The sequence below is a fragment of the Thalassobacillus sp. C254 genome (genome assembly GCF_001310615.1).
In genome coordinates this window covers 204,115-226,322 of sequence record NZ_BAXQ01000002.1, presented here as the reverse complement: position 1 = coordinate 226,322, position 22,208 = coordinate 204,115, and the positions used below count along the sequence as shown (strand labels likewise).

Here is a 22,208-nt window from a genome sequence, read left to right as displayed (position 1 = left end):
CTTACCGTTTCTTCTTATTTCATTGCTTTATCCACCCTGTACAAAAAAGCGAACACCTCAGCAACGACTTCATACAAATCATCCGGAATGGTTTCATTCATGTTAAGATTGGAAAGAAGCTCTACCAATGAAGGATCTTCCTGAATAGGAATGTGATGCTCTTTTGCCTTAGCAATAATTTCTGCTGCCTCCATTCCTTTTCCTTTCGCCTTTACCACCGGTGCCCGGTCCTTTGAGTCATCATAGCTTAAAGCGACGGCGTTCTTGATTGAGTATAAATCTTTCATATCCGAATATCCATCCTTCCAATATGAACCGGATTTCCTGTGTATAGGAAGAGACCGTATGTAAAAGAGAATGGCCATCTTTCCATTGCAGTGAGGAAAGGATATAGTCGTTTTCTTCTAATTTCTGTTTCAAATAAGGCTGCAGCCCTTTCAGCACAGTTGCAGGAGGCCGATTTTCACTATACAACGTTATGGAAATGACACGATTTTGAATTTGTACATCTGCCAGTGTTTCTTTTAACATTTCAAGTTCAAGAAAAATAAGCAGGCGACAATGGTCTTCGTTCAACGATCCATCTGCTCTTCGCTGTCCTTCCCACTGAATAGTAATGTCCGAATTATGCTTGTCGATAAACAAGGGAAGCTGTATAGCCCCGTTTAAAAAAGGATGCTGGCTTTCTAGTGCAAGGAGCTGCTGGCCGGTTATTCTCTGAAGAAGAAGCTCTGCTCTCTCTTTCAAAGGAGAAGCAAGAAGAGGAGAATAGTGTAAGAGAAGCGCTTTTATATTTTCATTTCTTTTGCTACCCGTTATAAACGAGCTTTGAAGCATGTTTTCGTGCTGCATACCTAACGAGTAAAGGAGACTCTTCACATGGTTTGGAAGCAGGGGAGAAGCTGTGTTGCTGCTTATAAGCGAAAGCAGTGCCTGTCTTTCATCCTTTGTCAGCTCCCCTTGCTCATAAAGAGTAACTAACGTGTAAAAAGGCCTGGCCTCAGGCTGGTTGTTTGCAAAGGAGTGAAAAAGCTGTAATAGCGCTTTCATTCCCTTTGAATGAATCCCTTTTTCTTGAAGTAAAGCTGATTCCATAAGCAGAGGAAAAAGCTGCTGGGGTTGCATTTTTTCAAGCACGGGTAATGGCAGTGATGTTATTTTCCGGGCCATCTCATCAACAGGTTGACGAGATAATCTTTTAAAAAATTGAGCTTGGGCCTCGTAAAAATACTGAAGGTTTTTGTGGGCACCCTGGGGCACAAGGTTCAGCCTTTCTAACAGTTGAAGGGCTCCTGCTTTCTCTTTGCTTCCCTCTTTGACAGCGAGTGTCAGCAAAGAAAGAAGCGGTTCTTTTTCTTTATAAGCTGTCTCTGATACCTGCATGGATGCCTGCAGTCTTTGAAGATGTGCTACAAAATCAGCTGCTGACTTTGTGAGGTTTCCTTTCTCTCTGAGAGCTTCTCCTGTTCGTATCAGCTCCTGAATTTGTGAGGATACAGACGAGCCCTCTTTTAAAGCGCTGATCGCTGAAAACACTTCTTGTGTAAAAGGAAGACGTCGTTCCATCATCTCCCTTACAATCTCTCCCCCTTTTTCATGCAAAGCCCCTGAGCTCTGAAGAAGGTCTCCCCCTTTTGCCAATTGTTCTTCTTGAAAGGGGAGGTTGTTCTTCAAAAAATAATTCAGGAGCCACTGGTTTCCCCTGGTTTGCCGCATACCAAGTTCTATAAGGAGCTTAGACCTTTGCTCGCTGTGTGAGTAGTCAATAGAAGGATGAAGCAGACGCAGCCTGGGAATGCCTTCACTGGGCACTACTTTAAAAAAATAGCTCTCACCTGCCACTAAAGAAGCTTCTAACTTAGCGGTCACAGTGGTATGTCCAATACGTAAAGCAGCCAGATGATTTGGGAACAACTTTAAGACCTGCCCTTTAACCACCTGGCCGGCTGCCAGCCTTAGGGAGTGGGAGCCTTTTTGAGCAGTCGCGGTGGGGAGGAAGGACTTGAAATGGATAGGAGACATTACAATCACCTCTTCCTTTTATTCATCCTTTGCAAACGACGGAACAGGAGAAAAGCTTTTTCGGTGGTAACGAGTGATCCCATATGTACGCATTGCCTCGATATGCTCTCTTGTCCCGTATCCAGCATTCCTGCTAAATCCGTACTGTGGATATTCTTGGTGTATGTCTTGCATCAGGCGGTCTCGTGTCACTTTTGCTATTACCGAAGCAGCCGCAATAGACAGGCTGTTGGCATCACCTTTTACAATGGAGGTTTGCGGTACAGGTAATGGAAGATTCATAGCATCAATTAATAAATGATCAGCTTTTATGGAAAGCTTCTGTACTGCCTCGACCATAGCAATTTTAGTTGCCTGGTATATATTTACTTTATCAATCTTATCAGCAGGAATATGAACCACACCAACGGCTTCTGCTTGATCCATAATCTTTTCATAATAGTATTCCCGCTTAGCTTCTGAAAGGATTTTTGAATCTGTTAATCCTAGGAGTTTCTCTTCCTGATGTCCTAGAATGACCGCAGCCGCTGTCACCGGTCCTGCCAGCGGTCCTCTTCCCACTTCATCGATCCCTGCAACAGCCTGGTACCCCTCTTTTATCAGCTTTTCTTCATATTTATTCATTCGCTCGTATTCTTCCAGCATTTGCTGTTCCTTTTTGCGCTTTTGCTCATACCTTTTTACTACTTGCTGAACCCCTTTTCTTTCATCCTCGGCAAGCTGATCCAGGAATTCAGCAGACGGAGCTCTCTCCTGAAATAATTCCTCCTTGATTTGAGCTATAGATAATCGTTTCATTGCTATACCTACTTTCCTAACCACATTTCACATCAGTCTATATTTCTTGTATCGGTCAGTATTTTCCTTATGTAAAGAACGAAAAAGAGTACAGTTAACTTTCTGTACCCTTTTCCTTCCATTCTTCTGGCGTTTCTAATGTGAAGGAACCTAATTTTCCTCCCCGCAGATCGCGAAGAACAATTTCAGCTGCTTTATCATAGTCAATAAATCCCCCGCTCATGAGGCAGCCTCGCTTCTTTCCAATTTCTTCAAAAAGCTCCACTCCATCTTCAGGGAGAGGCTCTTCTAATTGGTATCTTTCTTTTAACCTTTCAGGATACCTTGATTTGAAGGTATTTAAAGCAAATAAAGCAATATCCTGAAAATCAAGCAATTCATCCTTAATTGCCCCAGTGGCAGCCAATCGGTATCCAATCTGCTGGTCTTCAAATTTAGGCCATAAAATACCGGGGGTGTCCAGCAGCTCCATTTCTTTACCCACTTTCAGCCACTGCTGTGCTTTTGTCACACCTGGTCTGTCTCCAGTTTTCGCTGTCTTTTTTCCATGAAGGCGGTTGATTAACGTTGATTTCCCCACATTAGGAATGCCAACAATCATGGCCCGTATGGGGCGTGGACGGATCCCCTTCTTTCTCATCTTATCAAAGATAGGGGATGTGATCTCTTTTGACTTTTGTATCATTTCTTTTATGCCGGCATCCGTGTGGGCATTTATTGCCATCGCAGCTGCTCCGTCGTTTTTAAACCAATTGATCCACTCTTTTGTCAGTTTTTCATCTGCCAGATCGCTTTTCGTTAAGATGACAAGTCTTTTTTTCTCCCCTATCACGTCATCTAGCATTGGATTTCTGGAGGAAAGAGGGATTCGGGCATCTGTAAGCTCAACCACCATATCTACTCTTTTGAGCTGTTCCGTTACTTCTCGTCTTGCTTTGGCCATGTGGCCGGGAAACCATTGGATTGTCATGCTATCACCTGCTCTTTTCATTCTAGTTCTTAGGGGACAAAGCCTAGCCGTGAGACAGGCCAAAACGTAAAGCTTGCCTTCCCTATAATATCATCAATGGAAACCAGGCCAAAAGCTCTTGAATCCAGGCTGTGGTTCCGGTTATCTCCAAGGACAAATACATAGCCTTCAGGGACAGTTACCTCCCCAGTCACCCCTTCAAGAGTAAAATCAGGAGTCAGCGTGTGTTCTTTGATCTCGTCAAGGTGCTCTCTCAAGAAAGGTTCTTCGATTTTTTTCTCATTTAAATATAATTCGTTATGGGCATAGTTTAATTTGTCCCCTGGGGTGGCGATTATCCTTTTTATGTAATCTTTTTCAGGAGTGGCATGGAAAACGACAACATCAAAAGTAGATGGTTCAGAAAACCAGTAGCCGGCTTTGTTAACAACTACTCTGTCTTCATGGGAAAGAGCGGGCATCATTGACTGGCCTTCTACTACGATGGGCACGACTAACAACCCTCTTGTCACCGCTACAATAATAACCGCAAAAGTCATAAGCAGCAGTCCTTCTCTGATTTCTACTTCATGTCTTTTCATCATTTCTCTTTCTCCTCGCCCCTCAATTCCTAACATCTCTGATTAAGAAAGCACTTACTCACCTATGAGTATGTATCTTTATTTTACCTTATCCTGCAAGTACAAAAAGGAGCTTGGTTGCCAAGCTCCTTTTACACCTAATCCTATCTGAGTTCTTTAATTCTAGCTGCTTTACCTTGCAGACTGCGAAGGTAGTACAATCTAGCTTGACGTACTTTTCCGCGGCGTTTCAACTCGACCTTGTCGATACGCGGAGAATGTACTGGGAACGTTCTTTCAATTCCTACACCGTAGGATACTTTTCGTACAGTAAACGTTTCACTGATTCCGCCTCCGCGGCGCTTGATTACTACGCCTTCGAATACCTGGATACGTTCACGAGTTCCCTCGACAACTTTCACGTGTACACGTACTGTGTCACCGGCGCGAAATGCAGGAAGGTCAGTTTTTAACTGTTCTTGAGTAATTTCACGAATAAGCTGTTCCATCTTAATTTCCCCTCCTTCTCTCGAATGCTCTTGCGGTACTGCTTCCGCAGCGGAACATCGTATTCACGGGCTTTCGCCACAAAGAGTATCATACCATATGACGTAAGTGATATCAACTGTCTCTGCTGTTTTTTATTTCATCAAGCCACTTTTTCTCTTCTGCATGTAATCTTTCAATATCCAGAAGATCAGGTCTCCGCTCATAGGTTCGTTTGAGTGCTTCCTTTCTCCGCCATTCTTCAATGCGCTTATGATGCCCAGAGAGGAGAACGTCGGGTACCTTCATGCCTCGGAAGTCTGCAGGCCTCGTATAATGAGGATGCTCTAAATATCCTGTGGAAAAGGAGTCCGTAACCGCAGAGTCTTTGTTGCCAAGTACTTCCGGAAGCAGCCTGGTCACACTGTCGGCAATAACCATTGAACCAAGCTCGCCTCCCGTAAGAACAAAGTCACCAATAGAAATTTCATCCGTAACCAGCTGCTCCCGAATACGTTCATCATATCCTTCATAGTGACCGCAAATAAAGATAAGATGCTTTTCTTCTGCGAGTTCTTCAGCTGTCTCCTGGGTAAAGCGCCTTCCCTGAGGGCAGAGAAGTATCACTCTTGGTTTTGCATGGATTGCTGCCGATGCATCTTCGACAGCATCAAACAGAGGCTGGGGAGTGAGCACCATGCCGGCTCCGCCGCCATACGGGTAGTCATCTACTTTCTGATGCTTGTTTTCAGAATAAGAGCGAAAGTCTGTCACCTGGTATTCTACCGCCTTTTTATCCTGTGCCTGCTTCAAAATGGAGGTGTTTAAAACTCCATGAAACATCTCTGGAAAAAGAGTTAAAAAATCCATTCTCATTCTGGCAGCAGCCCTTCCATAAGACGGACAGTAATTTTCTCTTTTTCTATGTCTACATCAGTCACTACTTCCTCTATATAGGGAATGAGAATGTCCTTTCCTTTTCCTTTCTGTTTCACGACCCAGACATCATTGGCACCAGGAGAGAGAATTTCCTTAACCGTTCCAAGAATCTCCCCTTCGTCAGTGACAACTTCGCAGCCGATAATGTCATGATGGTAGTATTCATTTTCTTCAAGAGCACCAAGCTGGTCCTCTGCCACTTTCAGTTCCCCGCCCTTTAAAGGTTCTACTTCATTTAACGAATGATATCCTTCAAACTGCAAAAGGTGAAACTGCTTATGGAGACGATGTGTTTTTACCGTTAAAGGGATCACTTCTTCTTGACCCGGATAGGAAAAGTAAAGCAAAGCTCCTTCCTGAAACCTTTCCTCTTCAAAGTCGGTTACAGAAATGACTCTTACTTCCCCTTTCACTCCATGAGTATTAACAATCTTACCTACATTAAACCAGTTCGTTGTCATCTTCTGACCTTCCCTTTCTGATCTCATGTACTTTCCCGTTTTTAATGATGATTTCATCCTCTTGCATGATGTTTTCCCAATCGTCCCCTTCTTCAACAAGACAAAGGGTGTCCACTGTCCCGTCTGGCATTTCAGTTTCGAGGGGGATTTGTTCAAGCTGGGACTTCTGAAAGTCAGCTGCCCTGATCTTTTCTAAACGCTTATGGATTTCCTTTTCAAAGCGTTCTTTTGTTTTGATTCTCCTGGAATCCTGCACAGCCTTCAGCTGTTTTTGCATCTGAAAACGGAGTTGTTCGATTTCTCTTTCATATCGTTCAACTTGTCTATTTAATTCAGAGAGTAAATACTGCTTTCTCTCAGGAGTTAATATTTGCTTTATTTGGGCTTTCTTTATAATTCTCATAACCCACCTCTTATTTGCTGGCATATACAAAAGAAATATTCCGGCAATGAATAACGCTGGGAGGTTCCCTTAGTTGTAACTGGATAACACTTGCCTTCTATCCCCATTTTACATTCTTTTATAGGGTAAAAAAAGGGAGAGGAAGCCTCCTCACCCTTTTTGTTCTCTTATTCAACAATGTCAAGCCGAACACGTTTATTATGATGGGAACCGGCTGCATAAAGCACGGTACGGATCGCATTGGCTATTTTCCCTTGCTTTCCGATCACTTTTCCCATATCTTCCTCGTGGACCGATAGTGTGAGGACGAGGGTGTTATCTTGCTCCTTTTCCTGAACACGTACCGCATCAGGATGATCCACGAGGGCACGGGCCATGTTTTCAACAAGCTGTTTCATGAACCGATCCCTCGCTTATCCGCCATCCAGCGTTATTTTTGATTCTTTGCGTTGTGTAGCTTTTCCATGATTCCTTCTCTTGAGAAAAGGTTGCGCACAGTGTCAGATGGCTTAGCGCCTTCTAGCATCCAGTTTACAGCTTTGTCTTCGTTAAGATTTACCACTGCTGGATCTTCAAGAGGATTGTAAGTTCCAATTTCCTCGATAAATCTACCATCACGTGGAGCACGTGAATCTGCTACAACCACACGGTAGAAAGGTTTCTTTTTACTTCCCATACGTTTAAGACGAATTTTAACTGCCATTTATGGTCACCTCCAAATTTATTTCACAATAGCACATTATAATAGGTTATTGACTCGCTGTAAAGGCTTTTTCCTTTTCACTACATAAAAGGGAAATTAAAGCCGCCTTTACCCTTTTTCTTTCCTTTTTGCATCGAAGACATTTGTTTCATCATTTTCTTCATATCTTCAAATTGCTTTAAGAGACGGTTGACATCCTGGATGGTTGTACCGCTCCCTTTTGCAATCCTCCGTTTTCGGCTTGCATTCATGAGAGACGGATTCTGCTTCTCATCCTTAGTCATAGAGCGGACAATGGCTTCGACACGGCCAATTTGACTTTCATCGACCTGGGCATTTTTCAGCCCTTTCATTTTGTTCATCCCCGGCATCATGTTTAACAGCTCATCGAGCGGCCCCATGCTGCGAACTTGCTCTAATTGTTCCAAAAAGTCATCGAAGGTAAGATCTGCATTTCTCATTTTCTTTTCTAGTTCTTTTGCTCTTTCTTCATCCACGTTGGTCTGGGCTTTTTCAATGAGGACAGCACATCTCCCATTCCGAGGATGCGCGAAGCCATCCGTTCCGGGTGAAAGGGCTCAAGCTGGTCAATCTTTTCACCCATACCCGCAAATTTAATCGGTGTATCGGTGACAGCTTTAACAGATAAAGCAGCACCGCCCCGGGTGTCACCATCAAGCTTGGTAAGAATGACTCCAGTAAGCCCGAGCTGTTCATTAAAGCTTTCCGCAACATTGACCGCATCTTGTCCGGTCATTGCATCCACAACCAATAGAATTTCATCGGGATTTACTTTTTCTTTGATCTGTAAAAGTTCATCCATGAGATCTTCATCAACATGAAGGCGTCCTGCCGTATCAATCAGAACATAATCATTATGCTCTTCTTTTGCCTTGTCAACAGCCTGTGAAGCAATATCAACAGGGCTCACCTGGTCTCCTAAGGAAAATACAGGCATATTCAGCTGTCCGCCAAGAGTTTCAAGCTGTTTAATAGCAGCAGGACGGTAAATGTCGCTGCGGCCATTAACGGCTGCCTGTTATGCTTTTTCCGGAGGTGGTTGGCAAGCTTTGCTGTGCTCGTTGTCTTACCGGCCCCTTGCAGGCCAACCATCATCACTACCGTCGGAGGCTTCTGAGCATGGGCAATTTTGCTTTGCTCTCCTCCCATAAGCTCCTGAAGTTCCTCATTAACTACCTTGATTACCTGCTGGCCCGGCGTAAGACTTTTCATTACTTCCTGACCGACCGCTCTTTCTTTCACCCGATTGATAAACTGCTTTACGACTTTAAAGTTCACATCGGCTTCTAAAAGAGCCAGGCGCACTTCCCGCATCATTTCTTTCACATCTGCTTCAGATACTTTTCCACGTCCCTTAATACGATCGAGGGTACCTTGCAGACGTTCAGCCAGTCCTTCAAATGCCATCAGTTCATCCCCTCCTCTTCAATTTTTTCAAGAGAAGCAATAATCGTTCCGATCTCTTCAGATAAACAGCCACCCGCTACCAATAGAGCTTTCAACTGCTTATACTTACTTGTTCGTTCTTTATATTTTGAGTAAAGGGTTAATTTCTGCTCGTACTCTTCAAGCATTGCCTCCGTTCGTTTGATATTATCATAAACAGCCTGCCTGCTCACATCAAACTCCTCGGCAATCTCACCAAGAGAGTAATCATCCAAAAATATAATTCCATATATTTCTGTTGCTTACTTGTTAACAAGGGTTGATAAAAGTCAAATAAAGCATTCATTCGAACAGTTTTCTCTAACAACTTGTCCACCCCTTGTGTTAAGTGAAATTCCTTTACAAAGGGCATATTACAGGAATAAAAGACTGTTGTCAAGAAAAAATCTTAACGGCCTTTTCCTATTGTTTTTTATAACGAAACGGCACGAGTGATTGCTCACTACTCTAACCAAACAGGCTGCACCTGCCGCCAGACTTTGCCTCTTAAGAATTGACGTTTCCTGCGCGATCAGACCGCCTTCTCTGTGGGTTATCCTCCATCATTTTTATGAAAAACTCTTCCTTAATCCTCTTCCGTTTCTTCAGATGTCTCTTCTACGAGTCTTTAAAGAGTCCATATACGAACTGCTCTGAATCAAACGGCTGAAGGTCATCCATTTTCTCGCCAAGCCCTACATACTTTACAGGAATGTCCAGTTCATTGCGAATCGCAAGAACAATACCCCCTTTAGCAGTCCCGTCGAGTTTCGTTAATATAATACCTGACACATCCGTTGCCTGCCAAAGGTCTTGGCCTGACTCATCGCATTTTGTCCCGTTGTTGCATCAAGCACCAAGAGCACTTCATGGGGAGCATCGGGGATTTCACGGGAAATGACTTTCTTTACTTTTTCAAGCTCTTTCATAAGATTGACTTTGTTTTGCAGGCGGCCAGCCGTATCACAAAGAAGCACGTCCACGTTTTTTGATTTTGCAGACTGAACGGCATCATACATCACAGCAGCCGGATCTGAACCTGCCTGCTGCTTGACCACATCCACGCCTACACGTTCTCCCCAGACCTCAAGCTGCTCAATCGCTCCTGCCCGGAACGTATCCCCTGCTGCCATCATGACTGACTTTCCTTCTTCCTTGAACATATGAGCCATTTTTCCAATGGTCGTCGTTTTTCCTACCCCATTAACCCCGACAAACAAGATGACTGTCATATCATTTTCCTGCATATTGAGAGCAGAGTCTTCACCAGTTTTATCAAGTTTCTCTGCAAGCTTTTCACTAATAACCGGTGCTAAACCGCTTGTATCTTTGATATTTCGAAGACGCACCTCATCTTTGAGCTCGTCAATCAATTCAAGTACAGTTTCCACACCAACATCTGCACCAATCAGCAACTCTTCAAGCTCTTCAAAGAAATCTTCATCAACAGTTCGATAGCGTGCAAATAGTTCATTCATTTTACCTAGAAAGGATTCTCTCGTTTTGCTCATGCCATCCTTGAACTTTTCTGTCACAGTGTCTGATTGGTTTGTAAATTTATCCTTTAGCTTCTTGAAAAAACTCATACGTTTAAACCCGCCTAAAGCGGGCTTTTTCCCTCCTTTTTTTAGCTAATTATCTGATTTTGTTTGGTTTGTTTTTATTAAGAGGAATCAGCTGTGTACTGGCTCGATCAGCTGGTCAGCCTGCTCCAGTTTCACAGATACCATCTTGGAAACACCTGATTCTTCCATGGTAATTCCATAAAGTACATCAGCTTCTTCCATGGTAGCTTTCCGGTGGGTAACAACAATAAACTGAGTTCCCTCACTGAATGTTTTAAGATACTGAGAAAACCTTGCCACGTTTGCCTCGTCAAGGGCTGCTTCTACTTCGTCAAGCACACAAAAAGGCACAGGCTTCACTTTAAGAATCGAAAAGAGAAGGGCAATCGCTGTCAGCGCCTTCTCCCCACCTGACAGCAGTGTCAGGTGCTGGAGCTTCTTTCCCGGAGGTCTGGCGATGATATCTATCCCAGTCTCTAACAAATCCTCTGGCTGTGTAAGCACAAGGTCTGCTTCGCCTCCGCCAAACAATTCACAAAAGGTTTCCTTAAAATTTTTCTGGATCGCCTGAAATGTCTCCTGGAATCTCCTTCTCATCTCCTCGTCCATTTCTTGGATCACACTGCTCAGCGTATCCTTGGCTGACATTAAGTCCTCACGCTGCTCAGTCAAGAATTCAAATCGTTCACTGATTCGTTCGAACTCTTCAATCGCACCAAGGTTTACGTTTCCCAGCTCCTCAATTCCAAGCTTAATTAAATTCACTTGTTCCCTGGCTTTCTCCATTGAAAGTTTCAGTTCATAATCACGGCTTGCTTTCTCGAAGCTGATTTCATATTCTTGCTGCAGCCGGGTAAGACGATGATCAAGCTGAACATCCAAACGATTCATCTCTACTTGCTTTTCATGTCTCACCCCAGAAAGGCGCTTTACCTCACGCTGGTTGACCCGCAAAGATTCCTCCAGTTCCTGAACTTTTTCGTAACTCTCTTTTCTCTCGGCCTGAAGTGCGGAAACATGATTCGTTATCTCTTTTTTTCGCATTTTAGTCTCATCAATATCCTGATTAATATCACCGGAGCCGCTGCTCATGGCTTGAAGCCTTTCATTAATAAAAGCCAGCTCTTCTTGTACCTTTTTTACGGAGGTGTTTGTTTCTTCTTCTTCCTCCCTCAGTTCTTTTATCTTCTGCTTTTGGTAAGTAATCTTTTCCCTATGAGAAGCCAGATTAACTTTCAGCTCTGTCAATCGTTCTTTTAAAAGATCCGCAGACGATTCTTTTTCTTTTTGCTTATGTTCTTTTTTCAGCAATATCTTTTTCGAGACGTGACAAAAGATCAGCTACCTCTATTTCTTTAGTTTGCAAAGTACCTTCTCGTGTTTCAAGAGTTCTTTTTTCCTCTTTAACTGACTTCGACTCCCGATCATAAAGAGACAGTCTAGAATCAAATCGGTGAGCTTCTCCCTCTATTCTAGCTCTTTTGTCTCTTGCCTCCTGAAGAATCGTTCGTTTTTCTTCCATTTCCTTTTGAGTATTAATCAGCTTTTCGTTTTTCTCTTTAAGTTTTTTCTTTATTTCCTTGACAGTCTGCTCAGCCTTTTCCGTTTTTTTCTCCATATCAGAAAGCTTGGAGCGGAGCTCTTCTAATTCTCGCTGCCTTCCTAGCAGCCTGGCGCTGTTCTTGTTCACGCTTCCGCCTGTCATAGAACCTCCAGGATTGACTATATCTCCATCAAGAGTGACGATTCGGACACGGTAGCCGGTTTTCTTAGCCATTTGGTTGGCATCCTCAAGTGTTTCAGCAATCACAACCTGGCCAAGTAGCGACTGAATTACCTTTTTATATTCTGAATTTGTGTCGATCAAATCGCTCCTATGCCAATAAAACCTGCATGCTGTGAAACTTTCCCCAATAGTTCACTGGATAAATATCTCCCTTGGATAGCAGAAAGGGGAAGAAATGTAGCCCGGCCTTGACGAGAGGACTTCAGAAACTCGATCGCTTGTCTGGCATGGCTCTCTTCTTTCACTACGATATGCTGAAGAGACGCTCCCAGCGCAATCTCGACAGCCGTTTCATATGGTTTAGGAACTTGAATGAGTTCGGCGACGGCTCCTTCAATTCCTGAAAGTTTCCTTCCACGCTCTTTTAACACAGATTTTACCCCTTGGTAAAAGCCGGAAAAATCTGTTTCCATTTCCTCAAGGACTTTTTTTCTCGACCTTGTCTCCTGAATATAGCGGTAGGCCTTAAACAATTGTCCTTCTTTTTCCTCAGCTTTTTCTTCAAGTATGGCCTGTTCCTCAGTCAGTTCCCGAAACGTTTCCGTTAACGATTGTACCACTTTTAGTGCCTTTTCTTCTTCAAGCTGCGCTTCTACCTTTACCTTGTTAAAGGAATCTCTTTCTTGCAAAAAGTCTTCGTTTTCTTTGCTCAAGCGAGTTAATCTGCTTTTCAGAAGTTCTTTTTTGTTCAGCTACATAGCGTTTTTCATTACGTAAAGCAGCTTGTTCATTGAGGAGCTCTATATACTCTGCTTTTGACTCTTCAAGTTCTTTTTCTATATCTCGCTCATTGAGCTGAAGCTGTGTTTCTGTTTCCTTCAGGTCAGCGGAAATTTTCTGCGTGGATCTCTGCCTTTTTTCAAGCTCTGTTTCCTCTTCCACGATTCGAGTCCGTAATGTTTCTGCTTTCTCTTGCTGTGACTGAACCGTTCCTCTAATTCTTTTTTCTATCCGTTATGTTTTTTCCTTTTTCTTTTTAAAAGCTCTCTTCTTCCTTCTTCTTTTTCTAAGGCTTTGCTTACTGTTAATAGTTCTTCCTGCAGATGAGAAAGTTTTCCATCAAGCAACTGAATGGTTTCACGAGCCGACTTAACTTTTAATTCTCTATTAGCAGCAAGAGATGCAGCCTTCTCTTCTTTATCTTCTAATTTGGAAGCTTCCTGTTTAGCCTGCTCCCACTCTCTATGAAGCTCTTTAATTTCTTCTACCGTTAACGCTACTTCAACTTTCTCGAGCTCTTCTTTTTTTGCAAGATAATCCTTGGCGATGGAAGCCTGAATTTCCATAGGCTCTCTTTGATATTCAAGCTCATGAAGAATATCTTCTACTCTATTTAAATTTTCTTCCGTTTCAGTCAGTTTCTTTTTAGCCTTTGTTTTTCTTTGTTTGTATTTTAATACTCCAGCTGCCTCTTCAAAGATTGAACGCCTTTCTTCAGGTTTACTTGAAAGAACTTCTTCTACTTTTCCTTGTCCTATAATAGAAAATGCCTCTTTCCCAAGTCCTGAATCCATAAACAAAGTAGTAATATCCTTTAGGCGGCATGGCTGGTTATTAATAAGATACTCACTGTCCCCAGATCTGAAGAGGCGCCGGGTAATGCTCACCTCACTGTAGTCTACATCTAAAAACTCGTCTTCATTATTTAAAACCAGAGTTACTTCCGCCATGTTTAAAGGCTTTCTCGTATCACTCCCGGCAAATATGATATCTTCCATTTTTGAACCACGAAGAGACCGGGCAGACTGTTCACCCAGCACCCAGCGGATTCCATCTGAAATGTTGCTTTTTCCACTTCCATTTGGTCCTACTACTGCAGTAACCCCTGAAACAAATTCAATATTCATTTTTTCTGCAAAGGATTTAAATCCACTTACTTCTAACCGTTTGAGGAACATGAAATTTCCTCCTTTTTCTTTGTCTTAGCAATATTCATTGGTGTATTACATGGTGTCTGTTTCTTTGACAACCTATATATTTTACCATATCGACGCTATTTTCAGAAGAAATGGCAAGAATCTAGAATGTTTTGCGTAATTCCTATGCAGCAATTACAATTAAAGACATGCCGGTTCATAATAAGCATAGCAGATAAGGTACGTAAACAAGCAGGAGTGGGCCGATTACACTGACCCTCCACAAATCCTAAAAAGAAAGGGTGTTTTTATGAATTTAGAAACGAAAAATAAAGAAAACCTTGCTTTCATGATTAATGAAATCAGCAATAAACTCCAAGTGGTAAACACTGGAGCTTTTCAGCCTGAAAGCTTTGACATTAAGCAGTATAACGACATTAAAGACCTGTACGAAATGGTAACTGCCAAGGATAACATTAGTGTAAGTGAAATGGATGCCATAGTTTCCGAGCTTGGAAATTTAAAAAAGAACTAGGTTGCCCTTATCCTTTCAACTGAATGTCTCCATTTTGTATGCTGAAACCAGACATAGGTACTAAACAAAAGAAGGGTGTCCCCAAAATTAGACGTTGGGGACACCCTCCTTCTTACCTCTCGTTTTCTTCAGCCAGTTTCATTATGGCTTGCTGAGCAGCATGCTGCTCTGCTTCTTTCTTAGAGCGCCCTTGCCCTTTGCCAAGAACTCCTTCATTTAAATAAACCTGAGAAACAAATTCCCTGCTGTGTGCCGGTCCTTTCTCTTCAACAATTTCATAATGAAGTGTCCCCAGGCTGTCTCGCTGGACATGCTCTTGAAGCTGGCTTTTAAAATCCATCATATGAGAAAATGCACCTGATTAATCTTAGGGTAGACTGTTTTGCTTAGAAAAGTGTACACCTTATCCATGCCGCTGTCTAAATAAAGAGCGCCGATAAAAGCTTCAAATACATCTGCCAGCAAGGCAGGCCTTCTGCGGCCCCCTGTCATTTCTTCCCCCTTGCCGAGGAGTACCAAATCACCAAATTGCAAGCCTTCTGCCAAATTTGCCAATGAGGCTTCACAAACAATCGCTGCTCGCAGCTTGGTCATCTCCCCCTCACTCATCGTTGGAAACCCTTTAAATAGATGCTGAGAGACCGCTAATTCCAACACCGCGTCACCAAGAAACTCCAGCCGTTCATTATCATTCACTGAGCGGATCCGATGCTCATTTACATAGGAGGAATGTGTAAACGCTTGTATTAAAAGTTTTTCATCTTGAAAAGAGAGGTCTAATTGTTGAAGCATATCTGTAAACTTAGCTTTATGGGCAGGTGATAAAGTAAGCTTTTTCTTGCCTTTTCTCTGTGGGCGCCTTTGCTGATGATTTGACTTTGACATCCTTTTACCTCCACACCATCATCATGTCTTCTTTCACTAAGCTGGCCTTTACGTTACTTAAAGGAACCAAAATAAAATGTAAAGGAAGTCCCATAGAGGGTCCATGGGACTATCCTTTTTCAATTATCCTATTGCTGATTTTCTATGTAGTTTACGACATCAGCAACTGTGGAAATTTTTTCAGCTTCTTCGTCGGAAATTTCAAGATCAAATTCATCTTCCAATTCCATAACAAGCTCCACTACATCAAGGAGTCTGCTCCTAGATCATCTTTAAAGGTAGCTTCAAGCGTTACCTCGGATTCTTCCACTCCAAGACGATCAACCACAATACCGCGGACACGGTCAAGTGTTTCATTTTGAGCCATCTGTTTTCACCTCCTTTAAAGCGTCAGCTTCCATCCCGTCCTGTTTGACAAGGATCAAGAAGGAAAAGAGCTTTACCTCATGCAATTATAGGATATACTTCCTTAAAAAGCTAGGATGATTTGGGTTCCCCTTACGGCATAACCATCCCGCCATCAACATGAATGGTTTGCCCTGTAAGATAATCTGCATCTGAAGAAGATAAAAAGCGAACGACGGCTGCAACTTCTTCAGGCTTACCAAGCTTACCAAGAGGAATTTGGTTTAGCAAATCGTTCTTCACCTCTTCGCCAAGCTCTTCAGTCATTTCCGTTTCAATAAAACCAGGGGCGACGGCGTTCACTTGAATATTGCGGCTGGCAAATTCCCTTGCCAGTGTTTTAGTCAAACCGATCACCCCGGCTTTCGCCGCTACGTAGTTAGCCTGTCCTGCGTTGCCAAGGACACCTACAACAGAAGAAATATTAATGATTTTTCCTGCACGCTGCTTCATCATTTGTCTCGCCACCGCTTTGGAGCATTGGAAAACACCTTTTAAGTTTGTATCCATTACTGCATCCCAGTCATCTTCTTTCAAACGCATGACGAGATTGTCCCTTGTGATTCCTGCATTGTTAACCAGGATGTCCAAACGCCCAAATTGATCAACGGTTTCTTTAATCATTGCTTTGACATCTTGTTCACTGGATACGTCTGCTTGAATGGCAAATGAGCGTACTCCATATTCTTCACATTCTTTCACGACAGCCTCTGCTTTTTCCTTACTGCCGGCATAGTTCACACCGACATTGATTCCGTTTTTGGCCAATTCTAACGCAATTGCCCGGCCAATCCCTCTTGATGCCCCAGTAATAAGAGCAGATCTTTCTTCAGCCATTCTTTATTCCTCCTTCAGCTTTTTTAACGTTTTTTCCAGGGATTCCAAATCATTGACTGCATGCACCTCAAGCCCACGGCGCTGAATTCTGCGGACAAGTCCTGACAATACATTACCAGAACCTATTTCGATGAATGTAGTCACATCACGTTCTATTAAATTTTTTATGGTGTCTTCCCAAAGCACAGGAGAAGTCACCTGATCCACGAGGAGATCCCGAAGAGTCTCCCCGTTTGTTTCGGGCAGAGCCGTTACATTCGTCATTACAGGGACGCCGGCATCCTGAAAAGAAATGTCACTCAGCACATCTCGAAGCTTGTCCTTGGCAGGCTCCATCAGTGTGGAATGGAAAGGTCCGCTTACTTCCAAAGGAATCGCTCGTTTCGCACCAGCCTCCTTCGCAAGATCAGATGCCGTCTCAACTCCTTTTCTCGAGCCTGAGATCACGATTTGACCTGGAGCATTTAAGTTGGCAAGCTCTGCAGTTTCGCCTTCTGCAGAAGCTTCTGCACAAACCCTTTCAAGTTCCGGCCGCTCTAGGCCCATTATGGCAGCCATTGCCCCTACACCGTCGGGAACAGCTTCCTCCATAAATAATCCTCTTTGTCTAACTGCATAAACTGCATCATCAAATGACAATACTCCTGCAGCCACAAGCGCTGAATATTCCCCAAGGCTGTGACCCGCTACAAAATCCGGAGACAGGTCCTTTTCCTTCACTGTTTCTAACAGTGCTGCACTTGCAGTAAGAAGGGCAGGCTGGGCATGCTCTGTTTTCTTCAGGACTTCTTTAGGACCGTTAAACATATATCCTGATAGGGAATACTCCAGCCTCTCGTCAGCTTTTTTAATAACAGAGCTTGCTTTTTCATGCTGTTCAAACACATTTTGAGCCATTCCTACTTCCTGTGAGCCCTGACCTGGAAAAATAAATGCAATCTTAGACATTATTCATTCACCCTCACTGAATTTGTGTCTTTAATTTCCTTTTGGATAACGCTTGCCACGTCTTCTTCAACCATTTGTTTTGCCTGACGGATCGCATGAAATATTGCAGTATGGTCAGAAGATCCATGGGCTTTTATGACAGGAGCTTTCAAACCAAATAACCCGGCCCCTCCGTACTGTGAATAACTCAGCTGTTCTTTGACATTCTTTAAACCAGGTTTTAAAACTCCTGCCGCCATTTTATTTTTTAAGGAGGAAGTAAGCTCTTTTTTCAGCAAGGAAAACAAGGCTCCCGCAGTTCCTTCTATCGTTTTCAAAACCAGGTTACCTGAAAACCCATCACAAACGACCACATCACACACACCGTCCATGACGTCGCGAGCTTCTACATTTCCGATGAAGTTAATTGGAGCATGTTGAAGCAGTGCATACGACTGTTTCGTCAATTCATTTCCTTTTCCAGATTCAGTTCCGATATTTAGTAAACCAACCCTTGGGAGTTTAACTTTTTTGACCATTTCCATGTATGTGCTGCCCATAAGGGCGTTTTGGTACAAATGGTCCGCCTTGGCATCCACATTCGCCCCTACGTCAAGAAGTAAAAAGCCGTTTCCATCTAAGGTGGGAAGCATAGGAGCTAAAGCAGGACGTTCAATGCCCGGGATCCTTCCTACATGAAGCAACCCTGCAGTCATTAAGGCTCCTGTATTTCCTGATGAAATACATGCGTCAGCCCGTCCTTCCTTTACTTCCTTAACAGCAAGGACCATGGAGGAATCTTTTTTCCGACGTACTGCCCTTGTCGGGGAGTCCTCATCTTCAATCTTTTCCACAGTATGTATAATCGAAATTTTTTTATGAGGCTTTAAGTGATCAAGTATTTCTGCTTCATTGCCAACTAAGATAACTTCTAAATCATGGTACGAGGTGACAGCAGCAAGTGCACCTGCGACTTGAGCCTTAGGAGCATGATCGCCGCCCATGACGTCTATAGCAATTTTCATTTATACCTTCTCTCCTTCTCCTGAGGTTTCCTTTCCTGATGAACGAAACATAATAAATTCTCCAGAGAATACCAATTCCTGGTTCACGTTACTGTTTACTTCCACAATTGTCCGTACCTGGTCATTTTTCTTCACCTGGGCTTTAGCAACTACTCTTTCTCCTGCTGAAACCTGCCGTGTGAATTTTACATTTGCTTTGGCTGTTAAGGCTAATTCATCATTAATAATCGCTACCGCAAGGGAATTGGCCTGGGCAAAAAGGTGGTGCCCCCTTGCAATGCCTGTACGTTCAAAAACATGGTCTTTTTTTATATCTAAAATAGAAATAGCATACTCATCAAGCTGCAAATCTACTATTTCGCCTATTACTTCCTCTAATTGAAGGGCGCGTACATCGTCAAGCTGCTTTCTTGCGACGTGTTTTATTCTTTCTCTATGCTCTGGTATAGAAAGCTCTAATCTATCTAAGCGGATCGTTTGTACACTTACATGAAACTTCTTTGCTAATGACTCGTCTGTAATAAATGGATCGTCTTTAATCGTTTGAATGACAAGCTCCTGCCGCTCTTTCTTGGATAATTTCATGGTCTTTACACCATCCACTTCTATGACTAGGTACTAAGAGCAGTATATAACCCTTACGTTTTAATTGCAAACAATTCTATCTAGTCAAGCTTTTCGCCATCCAGCACTCCTTCTTGTTCCAGAAATAAACGCAGAGGAGAAAACTGTTCTTCTTTCCAAAATTCATTGCTATTGACCAGTTTGGCCGCATCATTTCTGGCCACTTCCAATGCCCTGTAATCATGAACACATCAGCCATCTTAAATTCGGGCATGCCGCTTTGTTTCTGGCCAAAGAAATCGCCAGGACCCCGAAGCTTTAAATCTTCTTCCGAGAGAACAAAGCCATCATTAGTTTCAGTCATAATCCTCATTCTTTCTTTGCCTGTCTCAGATTTCGGGTCAGCAATTAGAATACAATAGGACTGATGCTCCCCTCGGCCGACACGGCCACGCAGCTGATGAAGCTGGGCAAGGCCAAACCTTTCGGCATCATAGATAACCATCATCGTCGCATTAGGAACATTCACTCCTACCTCCACAACGGTAGTAGAAACAAGGATTTGAATCTCATTTCTATCAAATCCAGCCATTACTTCTTCTTTTTCATCATTGGAAAGCCTTCCATGAAGGAGCCCAACCTCATATCCCTGGTAAAAGTCTTTAAGCATTCCGTGGACTTCAATGACATTTTGCACATCCAGCTTATCTGATTCTTCAATAAGAGGACAGATAACGTACGCCTGCCTTCCTTGATCTACTTCTTTTTGAACAAACCCGAGAACGCGCTCAAGCATATGAGGCTTAGCCCAGTACGTTTCAATCGGCTTTCTCCCTGCAGGCATTTCATCAATGACAGAGACGTCCATATCCCCGTATACAGAAATAGCCAGAGTTCTCGGGATAGGGGTAGCGGTCATAAAAAGGACATCTGGTGTCTTGCCTTTTTCCTTTAATGCCCGGCGCTGCATGACGCCAAATCTATGCTGTTCGTCTGTTATGACAAGCCCCAGACTGCTAAATTCAACACCTTCTTGTATTAAGGCATGAGTTCCTATTACGATTTGGATTTCCTTGCTTTTTAAAGCCTCATTGATTTCTCTTCTTGATTTAGTTTTCGTTGACCCTGTTAAAAGTGCTATAGACAGCCCAGCAGGCTCCAACAGCTCCTGCAAGGAGCGATAATGCTGTTCGGCCAATATTTCAGTCGGAACCATTAATGCAGACTGGTAACCAGACAAAAAGGCGGTAAACATGGCTATAGCAGCCACCACCGTTTTTCCGGACCCTACGTCTCCTTGAAGAAGGCGATTCATTGAATACGGAGATTGGAGATCCTCAAGTATCTCTGCTGTCACTCGGTTTTGAGCGCCTGTTAACGGAAAGGGAAGCTTATTAATAAACTCGTCTACTTCCTTTTGTTCAAAGGTATGGACAATCCCTTCCCTGGCCATTCGCTGTATTCTCTTGAACATTTGCATTTTCAGTTGAAAGAGGAGAAATTCTTCATAAATAATTCTTCTTCTTGCATGCTTTAACGCTTCTCTGTCTTTAGGATGGTGAATATGAAAAAGTGTATTTTTTTGGACGGCAGTTTATAGCGATCAAGAAATAATGGCGGCAGATTATCTTCGATCAGATCTCCAAACTGGCGGTAGGCTGTGCGAATAAATCCGCGAAGCTGCTTTACTGTAACTTTACCTCCAACAGAATATACAGGCTCAAGGGATGCATCAGATTCCTGAGAGCCCTTTTTATAGTCCTGCACAGTCATTTGCAGGCGGTTTTTGTCAATCTTACCTGTGATCGTGAGCTCATCTCCATTTTTTATTTGCTGTTTCACAAAAGGACGATTGAAAAATACCGCTTTCACTAACACACCATTGGTCAGCACCCTCACAGTGACCCGGGACTTTTTCCTCCCAAAATACTGAACAGAAGGTTCGCTTTGCACTACTCCTTGAATTGTGCCTCTTTCATCATGCTCAAGCTCTGTGACATCTTTTACTTCATAATCTTCGTATCGATACGGGTAATATTCCAAAAGATCGTTGACAGAGTGAATATGGAGAGCGTTTAATTCTTTTTCTTTTTCTTCTCCGATTCCTTTCACCTTAGAAACGGGAAGACTTGGTAAGCCGGTCATTTCTTATCAAGGGCGATACCGAATATTTTTGTTTCCCACTCTCGCCCTGTCGGTGTTGCCGCCAGTCCGCCCTGTGCGGTTTCACGAAGTGCTGAAGGCATGACCTGTCCGATTTTATACATTGCCTCAATCACTTCATCGCAAGGAATACGGCTCTCTATTCCCGCTAAAGCCATATCGGCAGCCATTAATGCAACCGCTGTCCCCGCAGCATTTCTTTTTACGCAAGGAACCTCTACAAGACCAGCGACCGGATCACATACCAGACCTAATAAATTTTTTAACGTCATCGCCATCGCTTCTGCACATTGGGAGGGAGAACCCCCGGCAAGCTCCACGGCTGCGGCCGCTGCCATGCCTGCTGCCGATCCTACCTCAGCCTGACACCCTCCTTCAGCTCCTGATATGGAAGCATTATTTGCTACCACCATTCCAAAAGCGCCTGCCGTTAACAAAAATCTCACTTTATCCTCTTTTGAAGCATTATATTTCCCGCTAAGAGCAAACATTGTCCCAGGAACCACTCCAGCCGAACCTGCTGTCGGTGTTGCACAAATGGTTCCCATTGCGGCGTTTACTTCATTTGTTGCCATCGCTTTACTTACAGCATCAAGTAAAAGGGGGCCTGAGAGTGTCTCATGATCAGCCATATAGGTCTGAAGCTTAACCGCATCTCCACCGGTCAAACCAGATACAGAGGTAACAGACTCCTTAATTCCCCGCTCGACAGCCTTTTCCATAACCTCTACGTTTCTTTCCATGTCTTTAAAAACTTGCTCCTTGGTCACTTTTTTAACCTCACACTCTTGTTCAAGCATCACTTGTGATATTGGTATTTTTTTTGACTCTGCTGCTTCAACAAGCTCAGCTGCATTTCTAAACATCCTCTC

Annotated in this window: 17 protein-coding genes and 7 pseudogenes; 1 reads left to right on the top strand and 23 read right to left on the bottom strand. The window is 43.3% G+C overall.

Annotation, left to right across the window (positions count from 1 at the left end):
* Window positions 1-14 precede the first annotated feature (14 nt).
* The 15 genes and pseudogenes from JCM19033_RS03665 to smc all read right to left on the bottom strand — a co-directional run bounded on the left by JCM19033_RS03665 (window position 15) and on the right by smc (window position 14,037).
* On the bottom strand, window positions 15-287 hold the full coding sequence (locus JCM19033_RS03665; protein WP_054635301.1) for an EscU/YscU/HrcU family type III secretion system export apparatus switch protein: 273 nt from the start codon (window positions 285-287) through the stop codon (window positions 15-17).
* Entirely contained in the window at window positions 241-2,022 is a 1,782-nt protein-coding gene (locus JCM19033_RS03660; RefSeq protein ID WP_054635300.1) for a hypothetical protein, read from the bottom strand. Before JCM19033_RS03660 ends, JCM19033_RS03665 begins: the two co-directional genes overlap by 47 nt.
* Before the next feature lie 18 nt (window positions 2,023-2,040).
* A complete protein-coding gene (locus tag JCM19033_RS03655) occupies window positions 2,041-2,820 on the bottom strand; it encodes a ribonuclease HII (protein ID WP_054635299.1) in 780 nt (259 codons plus the stop codon).
* A 94-nt stretch (window positions 2,821-2,914) separates the two neighbouring features.
* Window positions 2,915-3,790 carry a ribosome biogenesis GTPase YlqF gene (ylqF, locus tag JCM19033_RS03650; protein WP_054635298.1) on the bottom strand — a complete coding sequence of 292 codons (876 nt, stop codon included), beginning with the start codon at window positions 3,788-3,790 and terminating at the stop codon, window positions 2,915-2,917.
* 29 nt (window positions 3,791-3,819) lie between these two features.
* Window positions 3,820-4,374, bottom strand: a complete 555-nt coding sequence (gene lepB, locus JCM19033_RS03645; RefSeq protein ID WP_157049722.1) for a signal peptidase I — start codon at window positions 4,372-4,374, stop codon at window positions 3,820-3,822.
* A gap of 140 nt (window positions 4,375-4,514) precedes the next feature.
* Window positions 4,515-4,859, bottom strand: a complete 345-nt coding sequence (rplS, locus tag JCM19033_RS03640) for a 50S ribosomal protein L19 (protein ID WP_054635296.1) — start codon at window positions 4,857-4,859, stop codon at window positions 4,515-4,517.
* Window positions 4,860-4,971: 112 nt separating this feature from the next.
* On the bottom strand, window positions 4,972-5,712 hold the full coding sequence (gene trmD / locus JCM19033_RS03635) for a tRNA (guanosine(37)-N1)-methyltransferase TrmD (RefSeq protein WP_054635295.1): 741 nt from the start codon (window positions 5,710-5,712) through the stop codon (window positions 4,972-4,974).
* Window positions 5,709-6,236 (bottom strand): ribosome maturation factor RimM, encoded by a 528-nt coding sequence (gene rimM / locus JCM19033_RS03630; protein WP_054635294.1) that lies wholly within the window; start codon window positions 6,234-6,236, stop codon window positions 5,709-5,711. Before rimM ends, trmD begins: the two co-directional genes overlap by 4 nt.
* On the bottom strand, window positions 6,217-6,639 hold the full coding sequence (locus JCM19033_RS03625; protein ID WP_054635293.1) for a YlqD family protein: 423 nt from the start codon (window positions 6,637-6,639) through the stop codon (window positions 6,217-6,219). Before JCM19033_RS03625 ends, rimM begins: the two co-directional genes overlap by 20 nt.
* A gap of 167 nt (window positions 6,640-6,806) precedes the next feature.
* Entirely contained in the window at window positions 6,807-7,037 is a 231-nt protein-coding gene (locus JCM19033_RS03620; protein ID WP_054635292.1) for a KH domain-containing protein, read from the bottom strand.
* 32 nt (window positions 7,038-7,069) lie between these two features.
* A complete protein-coding gene (gene rpsP, locus JCM19033_RS03615; RefSeq protein WP_054635291.1) occupies window positions 7,070-7,342 on the bottom strand; it encodes a 30S ribosomal protein S16 in 273 nt (90 codons plus the stop codon).
* Between the two features lie 80 nt (window positions 7,343-7,422).
* Window positions 7,423-8,770 (bottom strand): annotated as a pseudogene (ffh, locus tag JCM19033_RS03610) (signal recognition particle protein).
* Window positions 8,770-9,116 (bottom strand): annotated as a pseudogene (locus tag JCM19033_RS03605) (putative DNA-binding protein). The pseudogenes ffh and JCM19033_RS03605 overlap by 1 nt, the downstream one beginning before the upstream one ends.
* 258 nt (window positions 9,117-9,374) lie before the next feature.
* Window positions 9,375-10,374 (bottom strand): annotated as a pseudogene (ftsY, locus tag JCM19033_RS03600) (signal recognition particle-docking protein FtsY).
* 87 nt (window positions 10,375-10,461) lie between these two features.
* Window positions 10,462-14,037: pseudogene (smc, locus tag JCM19033_RS03595) on the bottom strand (chromosome segregation protein SMC).
* A gap of 268 nt (window positions 14,038-14,305) precedes the next feature.
* Here smc and JCM19033_RS03590 point away from each other — a divergent pair.
* Complete coding sequence (locus JCM19033_RS03590) at window positions 14,306-14,530, top strand: DUF1128 domain-containing protein (protein ID WP_054635290.1); 225 nt, start codon at window positions 14,306-14,308, stop codon at window positions 14,528-14,530.
* A 112-nt stretch (window positions 14,531-14,642) separates the two neighbouring features.
* On the opposite strand, the pseudogene rnc reads toward JCM19033_RS03590, so the two are convergent.
* The 8 genes and pseudogenes from rnc to sdaAA form a co-directional block, all read right to left on the bottom strand.
* Window positions 14,643-15,415, bottom strand: a pseudogene (gene rnc, locus JCM19033_RS03585) (ribonuclease III).
* Window positions 15,416-15,543: 128 nt separating this feature from the next.
* Window positions 15,544-15,782, bottom strand: a pseudogene (gene acpP / locus JCM19033_RS03580) (acyl carrier protein).
* Between the two features lie 131 nt (window positions 15,783-15,913).
* Window positions 15,914-16,657 carry a 3-oxoacyl-[acyl-carrier-protein] reductase gene (gene fabG / locus JCM19033_RS03575; RefSeq protein ID WP_054635289.1) on the bottom strand — a complete coding sequence of 248 codons (744 nt, stop codon included), beginning with the start codon at window positions 16,655-16,657 and terminating at the stop codon, window positions 15,914-15,916.
* 3 nt (window positions 16,658-16,660) lie between these two features.
* The gene (fabD, locus tag JCM19033_RS03570) at window positions 16,661-17,605 is read right to left on the bottom strand and encodes an ACP S-malonyltransferase (protein ID WP_054635288.1); all 945 of its coding nucleotides are present in this window, start codon (window positions 17,603-17,605) and stop codon (window positions 16,661-16,663) included.
* On the bottom strand, window positions 17,605-18,609 hold the full coding sequence (gene plsX, locus JCM19033_RS03565) for a phosphate acyltransferase PlsX (RefSeq protein ID WP_054635287.1): 1,005 nt from the start codon (window positions 18,607-18,609) through the stop codon (window positions 17,605-17,607). The genes fabD and plsX overlap by 1 nt, the downstream gene beginning before the upstream one ends.
* Complete coding sequence (gene fapR / locus JCM19033_RS03560) at window positions 18,610-19,194, bottom strand: transcription factor FapR (RefSeq protein ID WP_054635286.1); 585 nt, start codon at window positions 19,192-19,194, stop codon at window positions 18,610-18,612. It abuts the gene before it with no gap.
* Window positions 19,195-19,274: 80 nt separating this feature from the next.
* Window positions 19,275-21,318: pseudogene (recG, locus tag JCM19033_RS03555) on the bottom strand (ATP-dependent DNA helicase RecG).
* Window positions 21,315-22,202: an L-serine ammonia-lyase, iron-sulfur-dependent, subunit alpha gene (gene sdaAA, locus JCM19033_RS03550; protein WP_054635285.1), complete on the bottom strand. Its 888-nt coding sequence runs from the start codon at window positions 22,200-22,202 to the stop codon at window positions 21,315-21,317. The pseudogene recG and the gene sdaAA overlap by 4 nt, the downstream one beginning before the upstream one ends.
* Window positions 22,203-22,208 lie beyond the last annotated feature (6 nt).